We start from the raw sequence: 15,961 nt of genomic DNA on the forward strand, positions 1-15,961 counted from the left end.
TCCTGCAAAAGCAAAATTTAATTAAACGCCTATACTCAAAACACCTGCCGAACGGGAGTAAGGCAGGTGTTGCTTTCAAGCTATAGGTATAGTTTTATACTTACAGGTTGATCTTTTTGTTTTCGCCCGGATCAGCACGCTCTCCGGTAATGGCTGCTTTTACCATGCCATATAAATGCACTACTGCACTGTTCGGCGAGTCCCAGTATTCTGCTTTATCTATCGTAACTTTTATCAAACCCACATTCGGATCCTCTTTGCCTTCCGGAAACCAGGCTTTCATAGCCGGATTCCATAGTTCATCAATTTTAGCTTTATCTCTCGACAAAGAAGCCCTGCCAGATACCGACACATACAGGTTATTAGATGGATCTGCATAGCTAAGGTTAACATGGGAGTCATTTTTTAACTCATGCGATTTGGCAGATTCATAACCAGTAAAGAACCATATTACGCCATCTTCTTTGATCTGCATGTTACGCATCGGGCGGCTTCTCAGGCAGCCGTCATCGTCTGCGGTGGTCATCATGGCAGTATCAACGTCTTTTATCTTGTCTATCAGTTTCTGCAGGTTATCGTTTTGTTCGTTATTCATAGTTTTATTTTCTTGGATTTGTGTTTCTGATTACGAGCCCTTAAAGCAAAGGGTTTGTAAGCGTTAGTTTATACTTTTGAGAACAATACAAAGTATAAGATGTTTAAAGTGATCTACCTTAATCTATAGTTTTGAATTACCTCGCCCATTTATACTTGTCTGGTGACGACGAAGAACTGCTGCTCGGCAACTTTATTGCGGATGCTGTGAAAGGCAACAAAGCTGCACTTTATAGTCCGGGGATTGCCCGCGGCATAAAACTACATCGCCTGATCGATACCTATACCGATACGCACCCGGTAGTTTCAGAAACAAAAGCACGCCTGCGGGAGAAGTATAAAAAGTACGCGCCGGTAGTGGCAGACTTATATTTCGACCATTTCCTAGCAAAGCATTTTGAGAGGTTCGCCAACGAGTCGTTAGAGGATTATAGCCAACGTGCTTATAGTCTGATCAACAGCCATTTTGCTGCTTTACCGGAGCGGGTGCAGTATTTTTTCCCATATATGGTGGAGCAAAACTGGCTGTTAGGTTATGCTGAAATAGAAGGAATAGCCCGTGCGTTAACAGGGCTTAGCCGCCGCACAAGTTTTGAATCCGGAATGGAAACAGCAGGAGAGGAGCTTACTTTAAACTATAGTTTGTACTACCAGGATTTTGAGCTTTTTTTCCCGGAGTTGGAGCAATATGTGGAGGTGATGAAGCGTGAGATTTGAGGTTGGTGGCTATTGTTTTATAGTTGCGGCCTTTACCCACCCCTGCCCCTCCCGAGAGGGGAATTTCGGCTGTCGCTATTGTTCTCGGCTATAGTTCTATAGTTTCCGTTTGTCATCCCCCTGCCCCCTTCAAAGGGGGACTTTCGACTACAGTTTGCCAAACTGTCATTTCGACGGAAGGAGAAATCTGAATTTGCTATAGTTACAGTCCATGAGCAGGACAGGTTTACCTGTTCCCTCGAAACTACAACCACGATAAAGCTAAATGCATCAACATCTATTAAACTATAGCTTAACTATCGAACTGATTTCAGTCTTTGGGTTGAGCGCCTTGTAGATTTGTGGTGCCGCCAGGCATTGCGACGCAGGAGCAAAGCAAATGTACACCGCGCGATGCCCGAAGACGGGGCCTCCAGGCCGTGAGGGCACCAAAGATAAATTGAAACGATGGGTTAATTGAGCTCCCAGGAATACAGGATATTTGAAAGGAAAGCCTAGGTTCTAGTTGCAACTATAGTTCGCAAAAAGCTGAGATAGATTTCTCCTGACGTCGAAATGACAAAAAAGGAAACTAAAGGATACATTAGATCCCTCGGCCATTGCCTGGAATAATAAGAAGGTAAACTATGAAACAAAAAAGCAGTATAAGTAGAGACTCATGCTGCTTTTTTATAAAGTCAAATCATCTATTAATGATGATGGCCGCCTGCGCCATGTACGTGACCATGATCTAACTCTTCCTTGGTAGCCTCACGCACCTGGGCAACTTTGCCCTTAAAGTATAATTCTTTACCAGCAAGCGGGTGGTTAAAGTCCATCTTTACATTGGAGTCGGTAACTTCTGCTACACGGCCCTGTAACTGGTTGCCTTCGCTGTCTGTCATTGGAATAAAGTTACCCACTTCCAGCATGTTATCCGGTACGGCACCTTCTACTTCAAAAACGTTCATTGGCAATTCAACTACAGCATTTTCATCGTATTCGCCGTAGCCTTCTTCTGCGTCCAGTTTAAAGTCGAAGTTATCGCCTTCGCTCAGGGTGCTCAGGTTTTCTTCAAACTGATCCGGCAATCCGCTCATACCGTAAATAAAAGCCATTGGTTGCTCTTCGTTCGCTATTTCTATCACGCTTTGCTCTCCGTTTTCGTTTTGCACACGCAGTTCGTAGGTAAGCGTTACTACTTTGTTCTTTTCAATTTTCATTTTATCGTTGATTTTTTGATGACAGCAAGGTAAAGAATTATACTTGCTTTCTTATGCTTCGGTTCAAATTATCAGTTAAGGCAGGCACTCGGTCAGTTCCCAGGCACTCTTATAAGCATTGATACTTTCGGTATACTTTAAAAAGGCATCGTAATACGGATGATTTGAAAGTGTAGCGCTGTCGCCAACTATAACCAGTTTCTTTTTAGCCCGCGTCATACCCACGTTCATTCTCCGGATATCACTCAAAAAACCTATTTCGCCGGTTTCGTTGCTACGCACCATGCTGATGTAAATGATGTCGCGTTCCTGTCCCTGGAAACTATCCACCGTACCGATCGAAAGCTCACGTTTCTGGTAAAGTTCGTGCAAGTGCGGCATGTGCTCCACTTTGTCCTGCAGGTAATTTATCTGGGCCCTATATGGTGCTATTACGCCAATCCTTAACGGCGCTACTTCTTCATCCTGCACATAATCTTTCAGCAACAGTTGCAGATGATTCAGTAGTAAATCCGCTTCTTCGGGGTTTGCCGAGCTTTGCGCTTCGGGGTTTACTACTTCGTTGTATCCGCAACCAGCCGTATCTATAAACTCCACAGCTAAACCGGGTTTAAAAAAGGTATCGTAGCCATGCAGGTCACTGCTGTGTACACTTTCATGCGCTGTTAATTCACCATTATAAAACTGTTCGTTCGAGAACTGCATAATGTGGTGGTGCATGCGGTACTGTGTTTTCAGCATTACTGATACATTTGGCTGACGCTCGATGCATTTCTCAAACAGTGTTTTGCTTAAGCCTTTCTGGTCGGCCAGGAATGACTTAACGGTTGGCGGCAACTGGCAATGGTCGCCGGCCAGCACCACGCGGTTTGTGCGTGAGATCGGAACCCAGCAGGCAGGCTCCAAGGCCTGAGCAGCTTCGTCAATAAAAACGGTATCGTAATGCAGGTGGCGGATGGCTTTATTGGCAGCACCAACCAGCGTACACGTAATTACCTGTACATGCTCCAGTAAATCTTCGGTGATGTAGTGCTCAATGTTATCGGCTTCGTCTAACAGGCGGTTGCTTTCAGCTTTATAGAGCTGGCGCTGCATGCGTTCTTCGTGCCCGAACTTGCGCTTGAACTGGTAGGCCATGCGCTTATATTCTTCAGCGGTTTTGCGCACTGTTTTCAGATCCTTATAGGCCTTATGGTCCATTATCTGTGCATCCAGGGTATGCTCCAGCAAGACATCCGATACCCGCGACGGATTACCGATACGGATCACATTCACACCCTCGTTGGCCAGTTTCTCGGTAAGCAAGTCTACGGCTGTGTTAGATGGGGCTGTTACCAGTAAGCGTTTCTGGGTCTTTAAAGTATAAAGTATCGCCTGAACCAACGTAGTAGTTTTACCTGTGCCTGGGGGGCCATGTATAATCGCCACATCCTTGGCCTGCCCTACTTTGCGAACAGCTTCGTTTTGAGAATCATTCAGTGCAGCTATTTCAGGAACCTTGGCATCTGTAAAAACAGGCTCTTTTATTCCTAACAACACATCGCGCAGTTCAGCATGACGGGATTTAGTTGCTTCGATGGTTTTCTTTAAAGCGAACTCCATCTCGCGGTAGCTCATCTCATCAAAGGTCAAATCTATCCCGAGCTTTCCGTCATCAATCCAGTCAGGCAGGTCTTCTTTGTTGGTGGCCAGCAAGATCTTGTTACGCTTTAGCCCAACTATAACACCGTTCAGGCTGTTGCGCTCGCCGCTGTTGCTGAATAAAGCTGCCGCTTTACCAGTCTGGAAAAGGTGTAGCTGATCGCGGCCCGAGGTACGCTCCAGTTCTATAACTACTTTGTTACCAAAGCCAATTTCTTCTTTCGAAATTACGACCGGGTACCAGCAAAAGCCCATGTCTATGCGCTCCTGAATCGTGCTTTTCAGGCTTTTGATCTTGTATTGCTGGCGGTCTTCTTCCTGTTCTATTTTAAGCAGTTCCTGTACCTGCTTCAGTTCTTCAAAAATGTCTCTCATCTATATCAAAAATAAAGGCTGGTATAGTCACGCCAGCCCTTGCCTTGTAGTAGCAGTTATATACGTGTACCTGCCGAAAGGCAAGCAAACTATAACATAAAAGTTATATCTATTAATTCCGTCTTTTATAGTTTTAAACTATAGTTTAAGCATTCTTTTTACGGGTAGTTTTAGGTTTTGCTTTAGCATTGCTCAGGCGTACCTGTAGTATAATAGCATACAGCAGGAGAATAGCCGAAACGATAGCCAGCACTGTGATAACCTTGTCTTTGCCATAGCGCTTTTCCTGGGCTTCCTGTAGTTGTAGTTCCAGGTCTTTTACAATGCGCTCCCGCTTTTTCAGCTGGTTCTGCAACCCATCTACCTGGTTCTGTAAACCTTGTATCCGGTTATTTATCTGGCGCTGATCTACCACAATCTGCTTTCCGGACCGTTGGTTCTCTACGGTACTTTTCGCAATCTTTTTAATACTGGCTTCTTTTACCGCAGCAATTAGCTCAGAGTCTTTCCGGATGAGTTCTTTCAGCGTATCAACTATACTGAGCAGGTCTTTTTTTGATTTGTTTCCCCAGAAACTGTTGTTTTGCTGGTTCAGATACTGGTATTCCAGCACCAGCTGCTCACGTTCGCTCATCAGACGGGCAATTTTGTCTTCCTGGGCCTTTTCTTTTTCCTTGGATGGTGCATCCTGGGCCTGCATGTTACTAAATACGGCACACAGCAGCACCAACAGGAGTATTACGTTTTTCTTCATCGTTATTATAGTTGCCATGTTACTTACACGCAAATATGGCAAGCATATTGGATAAAGTCTGATTTATTTTAGAGAAAGGGCCAACATGAGCAAGCCGAATCTATAGTTTGACAGAAGTGAGAAACATCATTTTGCGCATTTCGTTATTTCCCTATCTTTACTCCTGAAAAGTCCATCAACACAAGAAATTAACCCCGACATTATGAAAAAATTAGTTCTGGTTTTAGCAATCGCCGGCTTTATGGGTGCCAGCGCGACTTCTGCACTCGCTTGCGAAGGAGGTAAATGCAAAATGGAGCATACCGATAAGGACAAAAAAGGCAAAAAAAACAAAAAAGCTACGGCTTCAGTGGAAAGCTGCCACATGAAGTCTGAAACGGCTGATGCAGGTAAAACTGCTTCTTGCTGCATGAAAAAGGAGGCTGCTAAAACAGAAGCGGCCAAAGAAACAAAAATTAAAAAGTAATTAACTATAACTTTTAGCCAACTCGGAAAACCTTTTGCCTGTAAGCAGAAGGTTTTTTGTTTTAAGCAGATTGCCCTTATCTTTAACCTCCAACTCTTAACTATAGCAAGCCCACCTTACCATGAAGCAATATTTAGACCTGATGCAGCACATCTTAGATAATGGTGTGAAGAAAGAAGACAGAACCGGAACAGGTACACTGAGCGTGTTTGGCTACCAGATGCGCTTTAATCTTGCTGAAGGTTTTCCGTTGGTAACGACAAAAAAAGTGCATCTCAAGTCTATTATACACGAACTGCTGTGGTTCCTGAAAGGCGAGACTAATACTGCTTACCTGAAAGAGAACGGCGTGAGCATCTGGGATGAATGGGCTGACGAGAACGGGAATTTAGGACCGGTTTACGGGTCGCAGTGGCGCAGCTGGCCAACACCCGATGGCCGCCACATCGACCAGATAACGCAGGTAGTAAACCAACTTAAAAATAATCCCGACTCGAGAAGAATTATAGTTAGTGCCTGGAACGTAGCAGAGATCGAGCACATGAAGCTGCCGCCTTGCCACGCGTTTTACCAGTTTTATGTTGCCGAAGGCAAACTGAGTTGCCAACTATACCAGCGTTCTGCCGATGTATTCCTGGGAGTACCATTTAACATTGCGTCGTATGCTTTACTGGTATTGATGATGGCACAGGTAACCGGACTAGAGCCCGGCGAATTTATCTGGACAGGCGGCGATACACACCTGTATACCAACCACCTGGAGCAGGCAAAATTACAGCTAACCCGCGAACCACGCCAGTTGCCAACTATGGTTATCAACCCGGATGTGAAAGATATATTCGACTTTAAATTTGAAGATTTTGAACTGGTAAACTATAACCCACACCCGGGCATTAAGGCACCTGTGGCTGTTTAAATTAAAACGATGAACAATTTGTTTAAACAGCCAACAAAAAGGTTTCTAGTGATAAACCTGCTTACCTGGTTTGTAAGCGCTATCATAATTATGTTTTTCTCAACAGATTATTTTCAGGAAAGTCCATTTCAGAAAAAGAATCTGGTTTTTGGAATACTGATAATCTACACAACAATCAGGGCAGGTATTGTTCTGCGAAATTATTTGAGAACCAGACCGGCCTGATGGCGGAATGAAAAGCAGGCAGTTACGTAAACAAAAATCTATGTTTTTTACTTTATAGTTAAACTCACTAACCAATTTATACTATGAAATTAAAAGCTCTTTTTACGATGATCTGCTGCCTGGCTTTACTGCATACCTATGCACAGCCGCCTAAGTTCGACATGGTTAAAACCAATAAAGGTCAGCTTAAGCTTCAGCCGATTACGCATGGTTCGCTTGTACTGAGTTGGAATGGCATGAACATTTACGTAGATCCGTACGGCGGTGCAGATGCCTATAAAACTATTCCTAAACCGGACCTGGTATTGATCACCGACATACATGGCGACCACCTGGACCCGAAAACCCTGGATGCTTTGGATCTGAAAGTCGCAAAATTTGTGGTTCCGCAAGCCGTAGCCGATCAGCTACCGGAAAAGTATAAGGGGCAGGCTATAGTTATCGGTAACGGCGAAGACACCACGCTGGCAGGCATAGCCATTGAAGTTATTGCGATGTATAACTTACCAGAAGCACCTGATGCAAAACACCCGAAAGGTAGGGGCAATGGGTACATTTTAACTTTAGGAGGTAAGCGTATCTACATCTCCGGCGATACAGAAGACATACCGGAGATGCGGGCGTTGAAGAATATTGATGTCGCTTTTGTGAGCATGAACCTGCCCTACACGATGGACATTGACCAGGCTGCCAGCGGCGTGCTGGCCTTCAAACCAAAAGTAATTTATCCGTACCATTACCGTGGTACCGAAGGCCTGGCTGATGTGGAAGCTTTCAAGAAAATGGTCAACGAAAAGGACAAAAACATTGATGTAAGATTGCGAAACTGGTACCCGCAACAGCAGCAGAAAAAATAAGCTATAAACTATAGTTAGTGCAAAGGAGCACAGGTCTTAGGCCTGTGCTTTTTTGTTTTATATAGATTCAAATATATTTCATAATTTCATCCAATCTTACAACCAAACCTTAATCCGCTTGAAACAAACTTTACGCACCGCAGGAACGCTTTTTTGTGTTCTCTTATTTTCTTCAGTAGTTAAAGCTCAGCAAAGTGATTCTACACAGCTTGTACATAAGGTTCAGGGAATAAAAATACTGCATACCCTGGAAACCGCCTATGGAGCTAAAGATGTAGAGCAACTAACAGAACATGTTCCAGCTAAATCCCTTAACAAAGGTTTAATCTCGACGCCGGAACAACTAATTGCCGGTCATTTCACCGGGCTTCAGGTTGTGCAGGGAAACGGCAGGCCAGGTAAAGGTGACCAACTCATCATCCGTAACGGCACATCTGTTTTTGGCAACAACGCTCCGCTTATAGTTGTAGATGGCGTTCCGCTGGAAAGCACGCATGTTTTCGATTATACAGGTTTGTTAAGTTTCCTTGCCCCGGAAGACATTGCCTCTATAACGCTGCTGAAAGTTGCTGCATCCAATGCCATCTATGGTTCTAGGGCTACAAATGGGGTTTTGTTTATTTCTACCAAAAGTGGCGCGGAAAATGCTAACCCTACTGTTACTTACACAACTACAACTGCCATATCAGTTTTAAGAAAAAAAGCGGATATACTGGATATAGAGCAATTCAGGGACTTGGTTAAGAAAGAATATCCGAAAGAAGCAGCGTTACTTGGCAACGACAATACAGATTGGCAGGATGTGATCTACAGAAAAGCTTTCAGCCACGACCATAACCTGGGTGTATCCGGAACTGCATTTAATTTTATGCCATATCGTGTGTCTGGCGGCTATCTGACCCAGAACGGTATTTTAGAAACTTCTCAACAGAAGCGCACTTCATTTGCAGTTACTTTAAACCCTGTCTTTTTAAAAGAGCATTTAAACCTCAACCTGCATGTACGGAAGGCAGACCAACGCATACGTGTTGCCAACGAAAGAGCAATTGGTGCTGCGCTGTCTTTTGACCCTACACAACCCGTTCACCAGCAGAATAATTATGGAAATTATTTTGCCTACCTGCATGAAGATGGAACGGCCGATCAGTATGCTCCTTCTAACCCGTTAAGCCTGTTGGAGCTACATCGGGGCATAGACGAAACCAATTCATTTATGGGGCAGGCGCACCTGCAATACAAACTACACTTTTTCCCGCAACTTAGCCTCAACGTCCGTTACTCATTACGCGACCAGGAAAACGCTTACTCCGCATATGAGCCTAAAGAGATGGTAGCCGTATCAAGTACAAAGGGGAGACTTCAAGCGAACAGCGCGGCTATAAACTGGGAGCAGAAAGAAGCTTTTCTGTCGCTGAATCAGCCACTGAATTCATTACAGAGTAAGCTCGCATTTACAGTTGGTGCGCAAACAAGGAAGTATGAGTATGAAACACGCACAAGTGTAGTTTATGATCCGGATGGCGATAAGGTAAACGGGAACTATTACAACTACAATTCCAGGACTGAATTTGCATCGCTCTTTACTGAGGCAGGTATCAGCGTTAAAGACCGTTATTTCCTGAATGGGGCGCTTACCCAGGAAAAGTACCCAACTGTTATGAGTGATACGGAAGGTCTCATTACCTGGGGAATTGGCTCAGCCTGGAATATAGCAAACGAGAGCTTTATTGCTGGTATACCAACTATAAGTATGCTGCGCCTGCACGCCAACTATAGTTATTTTGTAAAGCCAGATCTAGGTGCAAATCAGTTCTCAAAGGGTGATCCTAGATATGAAAATACGACAAAATGGAACACCGGCCTGAGTTGGGGTATCAATAATAACAGGTTATCCGGAGATGTAAACTATTTCCAGACCAAAACATCCGATCTCTATAACTATGTATACCAAACATCTTCCAATGGCTACATCAGAAGGTATGTTAATGGCGGAGAAATAAGCTCTAAAGGACTGGAAGCAACTATAAGTTATAGTTTGGTTTCTAATGATGATCTAAATTGGAACATTGGCACTAACCTGAGCCATACACTTACAAAAGTTAATAGCCTGTATCAAAACGTAAAAAACTTAAAGTACGGACCTGATGGGCCTGTTACATTGACGATGTTCGTAGGTAACCCGGTTGGTTCTTTTTATGTTTCAGGTCAGGTATATGATGAGTCCGGAAAGCCTGTTGAAGGCGAGTATAAAGGAGCAGATTCCTCCGGCAGAATTGCAATGGGCCAAAAAGATCCGAAGTGGATGCTTGGCCTACTTTCCGATCTAAGCTACAAAAAGTTTACAGCCTCTTTCCTGTTACGGGCAGCAACCGGACAACAGGTTTATAATATGGCAGATGCCTTACGAAGCTCTATTGCTATGGTTTGGGGCCCCAATTATTTAGAGAACATTACCCGCAGCTATTATGACAGCGGCTTTGAATACCGACAGCAAACATCAAGCTACTTTTTAGAAGATGCATCCTTCATTAAGTTGGAGTATTTGCAGGTAGGCTATCGGGTAGGAAGTATCTGGAAAGAGCGTGCAAACCTGAATCTTACGGCTACTGCGCAGAATGCATTCGTACTAACAAACTATAGCGGCCAGGACCCCGAAGTGGCAGGAGGAATTGATTACGGCCAATACCCGCAACCAGCTACTTTTTCTGTCGGTCTTAAAGTGGAGATTTAACAACAAAGAATACGGAAGGGCATAGGTTAAGCACCTGTGCTTTTTGTTTACCCTTATAGTTAAGTAAACAGTTCATTTCGTAGCTGCTCTACAAAACTTTCATCTATAGTTACCGGCATACCATTTATAGTTGCTACACTTCGGATACCGGCTACATTACAGCTGAAAATTGAATCGGCCTTTAATAGACTGTCCAAATCATAATACACTTCTTTGGTTATAGTTCCCGCTTGCTGCGCCCACCTAAGGATGTTTTGCCTGACAATGCCTTGCACGCAACCTGTATCTATAGCGGGAGTAAAGAGCACATCATCCTTTAGCCAGAAGATGTTGGATGAGATCAGTTCTGCAACCTGGTTCTGTCGGTTGAGTAACAGCATGTCATCAAAGCCTTTTTCCTTTTTTTCGGTACCCGCCATTACATACAGCAATGCATTCGGCCCTTTAAAAAAAGAGAATGCACTATAGTTGGTTGTTATAGTTTCACAGATGCCAATGTTCAGGGGAGATGTAGTAGCTAAAGTTGCAGGAGTTATAGTTGCAAGCCAGTCAGCCAGGTTCGTTTCAGGGGTATAAAGCCCCGATCCGCTGCGCCATAGTTTCAGTTTCAGCCTGCCATAGTTCACCGCATTATTTTTCTCGGCCAGTTGCAACAGCTTTTCTTCAATCTCTTCTGAAACTATAGTTTGGGGAAATTCTAACTCTAAAGTCTTTGCCGCGGCTTTCATGCGGTATAGGTGGTCATCCCAGAAACGCAGCTTTCCGTCAGAAACTATAATCGTCTCAAAAAAGCCATCATTATACTGAAAAGCCCGGTTCGTAAGCGGCAGTTGCAGTTGAGTTTCCGGAATAAAGTCGCCGTTGTAAAGCAGCATTTAGTTTAGTTAAGAGTTAAGAGTTGAAAGTTAAGAGTTTTTGGAAGTATTTCTGTAAAGCTTAAGATAACTGCCTTGCCCTCGCTCGCGTCCCGCGAGTGTGAGCTATCACTGCTCTTTCGGGCTTCCTAGTCCGAAAGCTAACTGCAGGGGATTTCCTAATCCCCGTACTTAAAAGGCGGCGGATTAGGAAATCCGAAACAGCAGTATCCTACCTCTAACACCTAACAACGATTAACGAATCAACCCAAACCGTTTGCCAGGCATTGCCTTTATCATTCCCTTAAACTCCAGGGTTAGCAGCACCGACGCCAGCAAACTTACCGGAATCTGAGTTTTCCAACTGATGTTGTCCATGTGCTCATCCTGCGTTTGTACGAGAAGGTTTAATACTTTCAGCTCGTCTATAGTATAATCGTTAGGAGAGAAGTTCAGTGACTTTTGCTTACGAGCATTTGTTTCATCTTCTAGGTCCCAGTTCAGTAATTCTATAAGATCCTGCACGGAGGTGTAAATGGCGGCTTTATGGTTTTTGATGAGATGGTTTGGTCCTTCTGAAACAGCCGAAGTTATATTGCCAGGCACTGCCATTACTTCTTTGTCGTAGCCATGCGCCAGGTCTGCTGTGATGAGTGTACCGCTCTTTAGCGCAGCTTCCACAACTATAGTACAGTCGCTCATGCCGGCTATAATGCGGTTTCGTGCCGGGAAACGGGGAGCGTCGGGTTTCGTGCCAAATGTATTCTCGGTCAATAAACCGCCCTGCGTCAACATGCGCTCTGCATATTTACGGTGCACAGCCGGATACATGATCTCTGGTCCGCTGGCCATGACGCCTATAGTTGGCAAACCTGCCTGTAATGCTGCTCTGTGCGAGATGATATCAATTCCGTAAGCAAGGCCGCTAACGATAAGCACGTTATAAGGAGCCAGATCGGCTACAATTTTTTCGGTAACGGATTGCCCATAGTTGCTGACCTGCCGTGTGCCAACTATAGAAATGATGCGTTTCTGATTCAGGTTGCCGTTGCCGCGGAAGTACAACAGGATAGGAGCATCGGCGATTTGTTTCAGCCGGTCAGGATATTTCGGAGAAGTATAAAATAACAGTTGTACTTCGTGTTGCTCGGCCTGTTTCAGTATCTCTTCAGCTTGTAATAAAGCTTGTTTGGTACCTTGCGTTAGGTTTTTATAAGCAACAGGACCAATTCCCGGAATTTTCTGGAGTTTACCCGGCGGCGCGTGAAATACGCCAAGCGGTGAGCCACAGTAACTTACCAGCTGGCGCGTAAGCTGTGGCCCTATACCGGGTATCTGGGTAATGGCAACTTCGTAGAGGTTCTGGTTATCTCCCATGGTTAGGGAAATACGCAGGATTTAGGCTTTGGTGTTCAGCTGATTCTTAATACCCACCAGGAAAGAGCGCACTTTCTCCAGCGAATCGATGATCTCCATCTTATCCTTGGTCTGCACAGATTTGTTTTTCATTACATCCTTAGCACCCTGAATGGTATAGCCGCGCTCTTTTACAAGATGATATACGGTACGTAATGTTTCAATGTCCTGCTTAGTGTACTGGCGGTTGCCTTTCTTGTTTTTCTTGGGGCGCAGCTGTTCAAATTCGGTCTCCCAGAAGCGGATCAGCGATGGAGCAACATCAAACATAGCGGCTACTTCACCGATGGTATAGTACTGTTTCTCTATTTCTTTTTCTTTATAAGGCATAAGGCTATGGCTAAACTATAGTTTGCGCACAGTTAATTTTCGGAGGGATGTTACGCTTTACAGCTAAAATATGCTACTTTTGCTAGTAATTGGCTTCCCGGAAGGCGAAAAATATCCGTGCTTCTGAAAGGCAAAAATTCTATATTTTTTGTTCTTAAACAACAAGTATAGCAGATAGTATCTAAAGGCTTAATAATCATAGATGAACTCAGCTGAGATAAGACAAAAGTTCCTGGATTTCTTCGCTTCCAAGCAACACCAGATCGTGCCATCGGCACCGATCGTGGTTAAAGACGACCCAACCCTGATGTTTATCAACTCAGGTATGGCCCCATTCAAAGACTACTTTTTGGGTAACAAGCCTGCGCCTTACAAGCGCATCGCCGACACCCAGAAATGCCTTCGCGTAAGCGGCAAGCACAACGACCTGGAAGAAGTAGGCTACGACACTTACCACCATACCATGTTCGAGATGCTGGGCAACTGGTCGTTTGGCGATTACTTTAAAAAGGATGCCTTAGAATGGTCATGGGAATTACTTACCAAAGTATACAAGCTGCCTAAAGACAGGCTGTACGTTTCCGTTTTCCAGGGCGATGCTTCTGAGAACCTGCAAATGGACCAGGATGCCTTTAACATCTGGAAGACGATGATTGCAGAAGACCGTATCCTGATGGGTAACAAAAAGGACAACTTCTGGGAGATGGGCGATACCGGACCGTGTGGTCCTTGTTCGGAGATTCACGTCGATTTGCGTACGGATGAAGAACGTGCGCAAGTTGACGGTAAGTCTTTAGTGAATAACGATCACCCGCAGGTTGTCGAGATTTGGAACAACGTATTCATGGAGTTCAACCGCTTGGCGGATGGTTCGCTGGTAAAACTACCTGCGCAGCACGTAGATACCGGTATGGGCTTCGAGCGTTTGTGCATGGCAATCCAGGGCAAGCGTTCCAACTATGATACAGATGTTTTCCAGCCGCTGATCCAGTTTGTAGCAAAAGAAGCTGGCGTGGTGTATGGCGAAAACGAAAAGACAGACATTGCCATCCGTGTAATTTCTGACCACATTCGTGCCATTGCCTTCACCATAGCTGACGGGCAGCTGCCATCTAATAACAAAGCTGGTTATGTGATCCGTCGTATCCTGCGCCGCGCGGTGCGTTATGGTTTCACTTTCCTGGATTTCAAAAAGCCGTTCCTGTATAAACTGGCTGCTGTGCTTGCCGACCAGATGGAAACTGTGTTCCCTGAGCTGAAGCAGCAATTGAGCTTTGTGCAGCGCGTGATCGAAGAAGAAGAGAACGCCTTCCTACGTACGCTGGAAAACGGTCTGAAAAGACTGGATGCACTGGAAGCAAAATTCAAAGAGAACAACAATACCATCGATGGCAAAACTGCCTTCGAACTATACGACACCTTCGGCTTCCCGCTGGACCTGACTGCCCTGATCGCCCGTGAAAAAGGCTTAAAAGTAGACGAAGCCGGTTTTGGCGTGGAGATGGAGCAGCAGAAGAACCGCTCCCGTAACGCATCAGCTTCCGAGCAAAGCGACTGGGTTATCGTTCAGCCAGACGTTACTACCGAGTTTGTAGGCTACGACTGTAATGTTTCAGACTCACACATCGTGCGTTACCGCCAGGTAAAGACCAAGACTAAGAGCGAGTATCACATTGTGCTTGACAGAACGCCTTTCTATGCAGAGAGTGGTGGCCAGGTTGGAGATACTGGTTATTTGGTTTCTGATTCAGAGCAAATCGAAGTATTGGACACGAAAAAGGAGAACGATCTTATACTGCATATCACGGCTAAGTTGCCACAAAATCTAGAAGCTGCATTCCGTAGCGGGATCGATTTTGAGCGCCGTAACTATATCCGTAAGAACCACTCTGCTACGCACTTACTGCATGCCGCTTTACGTAAAGTTTTAGGTGACCACGTGCAGCAGAAAGGCTCCCTGGTAAACGAAAAGGTACTGCGTTTCGACTTTTCGCATTTCTCTAAAGTAGAAGATGCCGAGTTAAGGGAGATTGAACATATCGTGAACGAACGCGTGCGCCAGAGCATTCCGTTGGAAGAGCAGCGCAACGTACCAATTGCCGAAGCAAAAGAAATGGGAGCAACAGCCCTGTTCGGTGAGAAGTATGGCGAATACGTTCGCGTGATCGCATTCGATCGTGAGCACTCTGTTGAGCTTTGCGGTGGTACGCACGTGTACAATACCGGCGAGATCGGTTACTTTAAGATCGTATCTGAAAGCTCCGTAGCAGCCGGTGTTCGCCGTATTGAAGCCGTAACTGCTACACTTGCTGAAGACTTTGTACAAGCGCAGTTAGATGAGTTACATGCCGTACGCGAAGTGCTGAACACCCAAAGCAATGTATCAGGAGCAGTTCAGAAACTACAGGACGACAACAAAGCCCTGCAGAAGCAACTGGAAGCATTTGAACTGAAGCAACTGAGCGGACTGAAAGATACGTTGGCCCAAAAAGCACATCAATTAAACGGTGTTAGCCTGGTAGCCGAGCAGGTAGAAGTAAGCAACGCAGATCACCTTAAAAAGCTAGCATTCGACATGCGTCAGGTAGTTGATAACCTTATACTTGTGTTGGCTGCTGAAATTGACGGCAAACCACAGATCGCGGTAATGTTATCGGATAATCTGGTTGCTGAAAAGAATCTGAACGCCAGTCAGATGGTACGCGAACTTGCCAAAGAAATTAAAGGTGGCGGCGGTGGTCAACCGTTCTATGCCACTGCCGGTGGTAAAGACACTGCTGGTCTGCAGGCGGTACCTGGCAAAGCAGTAGAGTTAGTGAAATCAATGATTAATGGTTAATTAATAATGATTGATGAATAATGGCTTAACTATAAATTAGTCAT

The 15,961-nt window shown here is 44.9% G+C and carries 13 protein-coding genes; 6 read left to right on the top strand and 7 right to left on the bottom strand.

Annotated elements, in window-relative coordinates; all coding sequences use genetic code 11:
• Positions 1–100: 100 nt before the first annotated feature.
• Positions 101–595: a pyridoxamine 5'-phosphate oxidase family protein gene (locus KYK27_RS17510; protein ID WP_199111610.1), complete on the bottom strand. Its 495-nt coding sequence runs from the start codon at positions 593–595 to the stop codon at positions 101–103.
• Positions 596–726: 131 nt separating this feature from the next.
• Between KYK27_RS17510 and KYK27_RS17515 the strand changes: the two genes are divergently transcribed.
• Positions 727–1,311 (top strand): ACP phosphodiesterase, encoded by a 585-nt coding sequence (locus KYK27_RS17515; RefSeq protein ID WP_199111611.1) that lies wholly within the window; start codon positions 727–729, stop codon positions 1,309–1,311.
• A gap of 689 nt (positions 1,312–2,000) precedes the next feature.
• On the opposite strand, the gene KYK27_RS17520 is transcribed toward KYK27_RS17515, so the two are convergent.
• The 3 genes from KYK27_RS17520 to KYK27_RS17530 form a co-directional block, all read right to left on the bottom strand.
• On the bottom strand, positions 2,001–2,513 hold the full coding sequence (locus KYK27_RS17520) for a peptidylprolyl isomerase (RefSeq protein WP_199111612.1): 513 nt from the start codon (positions 2,511–2,513) through the stop codon (positions 2,001–2,003).
• A 75-nt stretch (positions 2,514–2,588) separates the two neighbouring features.
• Positions 2,589–4,529 (bottom strand): AAA domain-containing protein, encoded by a 1,941-nt coding sequence (locus KYK27_RS17525; protein ID WP_199111613.1) that lies wholly within the window; start codon positions 4,527–4,529, stop codon positions 2,589–2,591.
• A 145-nt stretch (positions 4,530–4,674) separates the two neighbouring features.
• Positions 4,675–5,283, bottom strand: a complete 609-nt coding sequence (locus KYK27_RS17530) for a hypothetical protein (protein ID WP_233150505.1) — start codon at positions 5,281–5,283, stop codon at positions 4,675–4,677.
• Between the two features lie 202 nt (positions 5,284–5,485).
• On the opposite strand from KYK27_RS17530, the gene KYK27_RS17535 reads away from it, so the two are divergent.
• The 4 genes from KYK27_RS17535 (at position 5,486) to KYK27_RS17550 (ending at position 10,478) form a co-directional block, all read left to right on the top strand.
• Positions 5,486–5,749: a hypothetical protein gene (locus KYK27_RS17535; RefSeq protein WP_199111614.1), complete on the top strand. Its 264-nt coding sequence runs from the start codon at positions 5,486–5,488 to the stop codon at positions 5,747–5,749.
• Positions 5,750–5,870: 121 nt separating this feature from the next.
• On the top strand, positions 5,871–6,665 hold the full coding sequence (locus KYK27_RS17540) for a thymidylate synthase (RefSeq protein ID WP_199111615.1): 795 nt from the start codon (positions 5,871–5,873) through the stop codon (positions 6,663–6,665).
• 308 nt (positions 6,666–6,973) lie between these two features.
• Positions 6,974–7,747 (top strand): MBL fold metallo-hydrolase, encoded by a 774-nt coding sequence (locus tag KYK27_RS17545; protein ID WP_370583655.1) that lies wholly within the window; start codon positions 6,974–6,976, stop codon positions 7,745–7,747.
• A gap of 118 nt (positions 7,748–7,865) precedes the next feature.
• On the top strand, positions 7,866–10,478 hold the full coding sequence (locus KYK27_RS17550; RefSeq protein WP_199111616.1) for a SusC/RagA family TonB-linked outer membrane protein: 2,613 nt from the start codon (positions 7,866–7,868) through the stop codon (positions 10,476–10,478).
• 59 nt (positions 10,479–10,537) lie between these two features.
• On the opposite strand, the gene KYK27_RS17555 is transcribed toward KYK27_RS17550, so the two are convergent.
• From KYK27_RS17555 to KYK27_RS17565, 3 genes are all read right to left on the bottom strand, one after another.
• A complete protein-coding gene (locus tag KYK27_RS17555) occupies positions 10,538–11,353 on the bottom strand; it encodes an aminotransferase class IV (protein WP_199111617.1) in 816 nt (271 codons plus the stop codon).
• 234 nt (positions 11,354–11,587) lie between these two features.
• Positions 11,588–12,709: a DNA-processing protein DprA gene (gene dprA, locus KYK27_RS17560; RefSeq protein ID WP_199111618.1), complete on the bottom strand. Its 1,122-nt coding sequence runs from the start codon at positions 12,707–12,709 to the stop codon at positions 11,588–11,590.
• Between the two features lie 21 nt (positions 12,710–12,730).
• Positions 12,731–13,078: a MerR family transcriptional regulator gene (locus KYK27_RS17565; protein ID WP_199111619.1), complete on the bottom strand. Its 348-nt coding sequence runs from the start codon at positions 13,076–13,078 to the stop codon at positions 12,731–12,733.
• Between the two features lie 202 nt (positions 13,079–13,280).
• On the opposite strand from KYK27_RS17565, the gene alaS reads away from it, so the two are divergent.
• On the top strand, positions 13,281–15,917 hold the full coding sequence (gene alaS / locus KYK27_RS17570) for an alanine--tRNA ligase (protein WP_199111620.1): 2,637 nt from the start codon (positions 13,281–13,283) through the stop codon (positions 15,915–15,917).
• Positions 15,918–15,961: the final 44 nt, after the last annotated feature.

This window comes from Pontibacter populi (genome assembly GCF_019336435.1).
GTDB classification, from domain to species: Bacteria; Bacteroidota; Bacteroidia; order Cytophagales; family Hymenobacteraceae; genus Pontibacter; species Pontibacter humidus.

Coding starts and splice junctions, on each gene's coding strand:
- KYK27_RS17545 (WP_370583655.1), top strand. CDS start 6,974: ATGAAATTAAAAGCTCTTTTTACGATGATCTGCTGCCTGGCTTTACTG.
- alaS (WP_199111620.1), top strand. CDS start 13,281: ATGAACTCAGCTGAGATAAGACAAAAGTTCCTGGATTTCTTCGCTTCC.
- KYK27_RS17555 (WP_199111617.1), bottom strand. CDS start 11,353: ATGCTGCTTTACAACGGCGACTTTATTCCGGAAACTCAACTGCAACTG.
- KYK27_RS17510 (WP_199111610.1), bottom strand. CDS start 595: ATGAATAACGAACAAAACGATAACCTGCAGAAACTGATAGACAAGATA.
- dprA (WP_199111618.1), bottom strand. CDS start 12,709: ATGGGAGATAACCAGAACCTCTACGAAGTTGCCATTACCCAGATACCC.
- KYK27_RS17565 (WP_199111619.1), bottom strand. CDS start 13,078: ATGCCTTATAAAGAAAAAGAAATAGAGAAACAGTACTATACCATCGGT.
- KYK27_RS17530 (WP_233150505.1), bottom strand. CDS start 5,283: ATGAAGAAAAACGTAATACTCCTGTTGGTGCTGCTGTGTGCCGTATTT.
- KYK27_RS17535 (WP_199111614.1), top strand. CDS start 5,486: ATGAAAAAATTAGTTCTGGTTTTAGCAATCGCCGGCTTTATGGGTGCC.
- KYK27_RS17520 (WP_199111612.1), bottom strand. CDS start 2,513: ATGAAAATTGAAAAGAACAAAGTAGTAACGCTTACCTACGAACTGCGT.
- KYK27_RS17525 (WP_199111613.1), bottom strand. CDS start 4,529: ATGAGAGACATTTTTGAAGAACTGAAGCAGGTACAGGAACTGCTTAAA.
- KYK27_RS17540 (WP_199111615.1), top strand. CDS start 5,871: ATGAAGCAATATTTAGACCTGATGCAGCACATCTTAGATAATGGTGTG.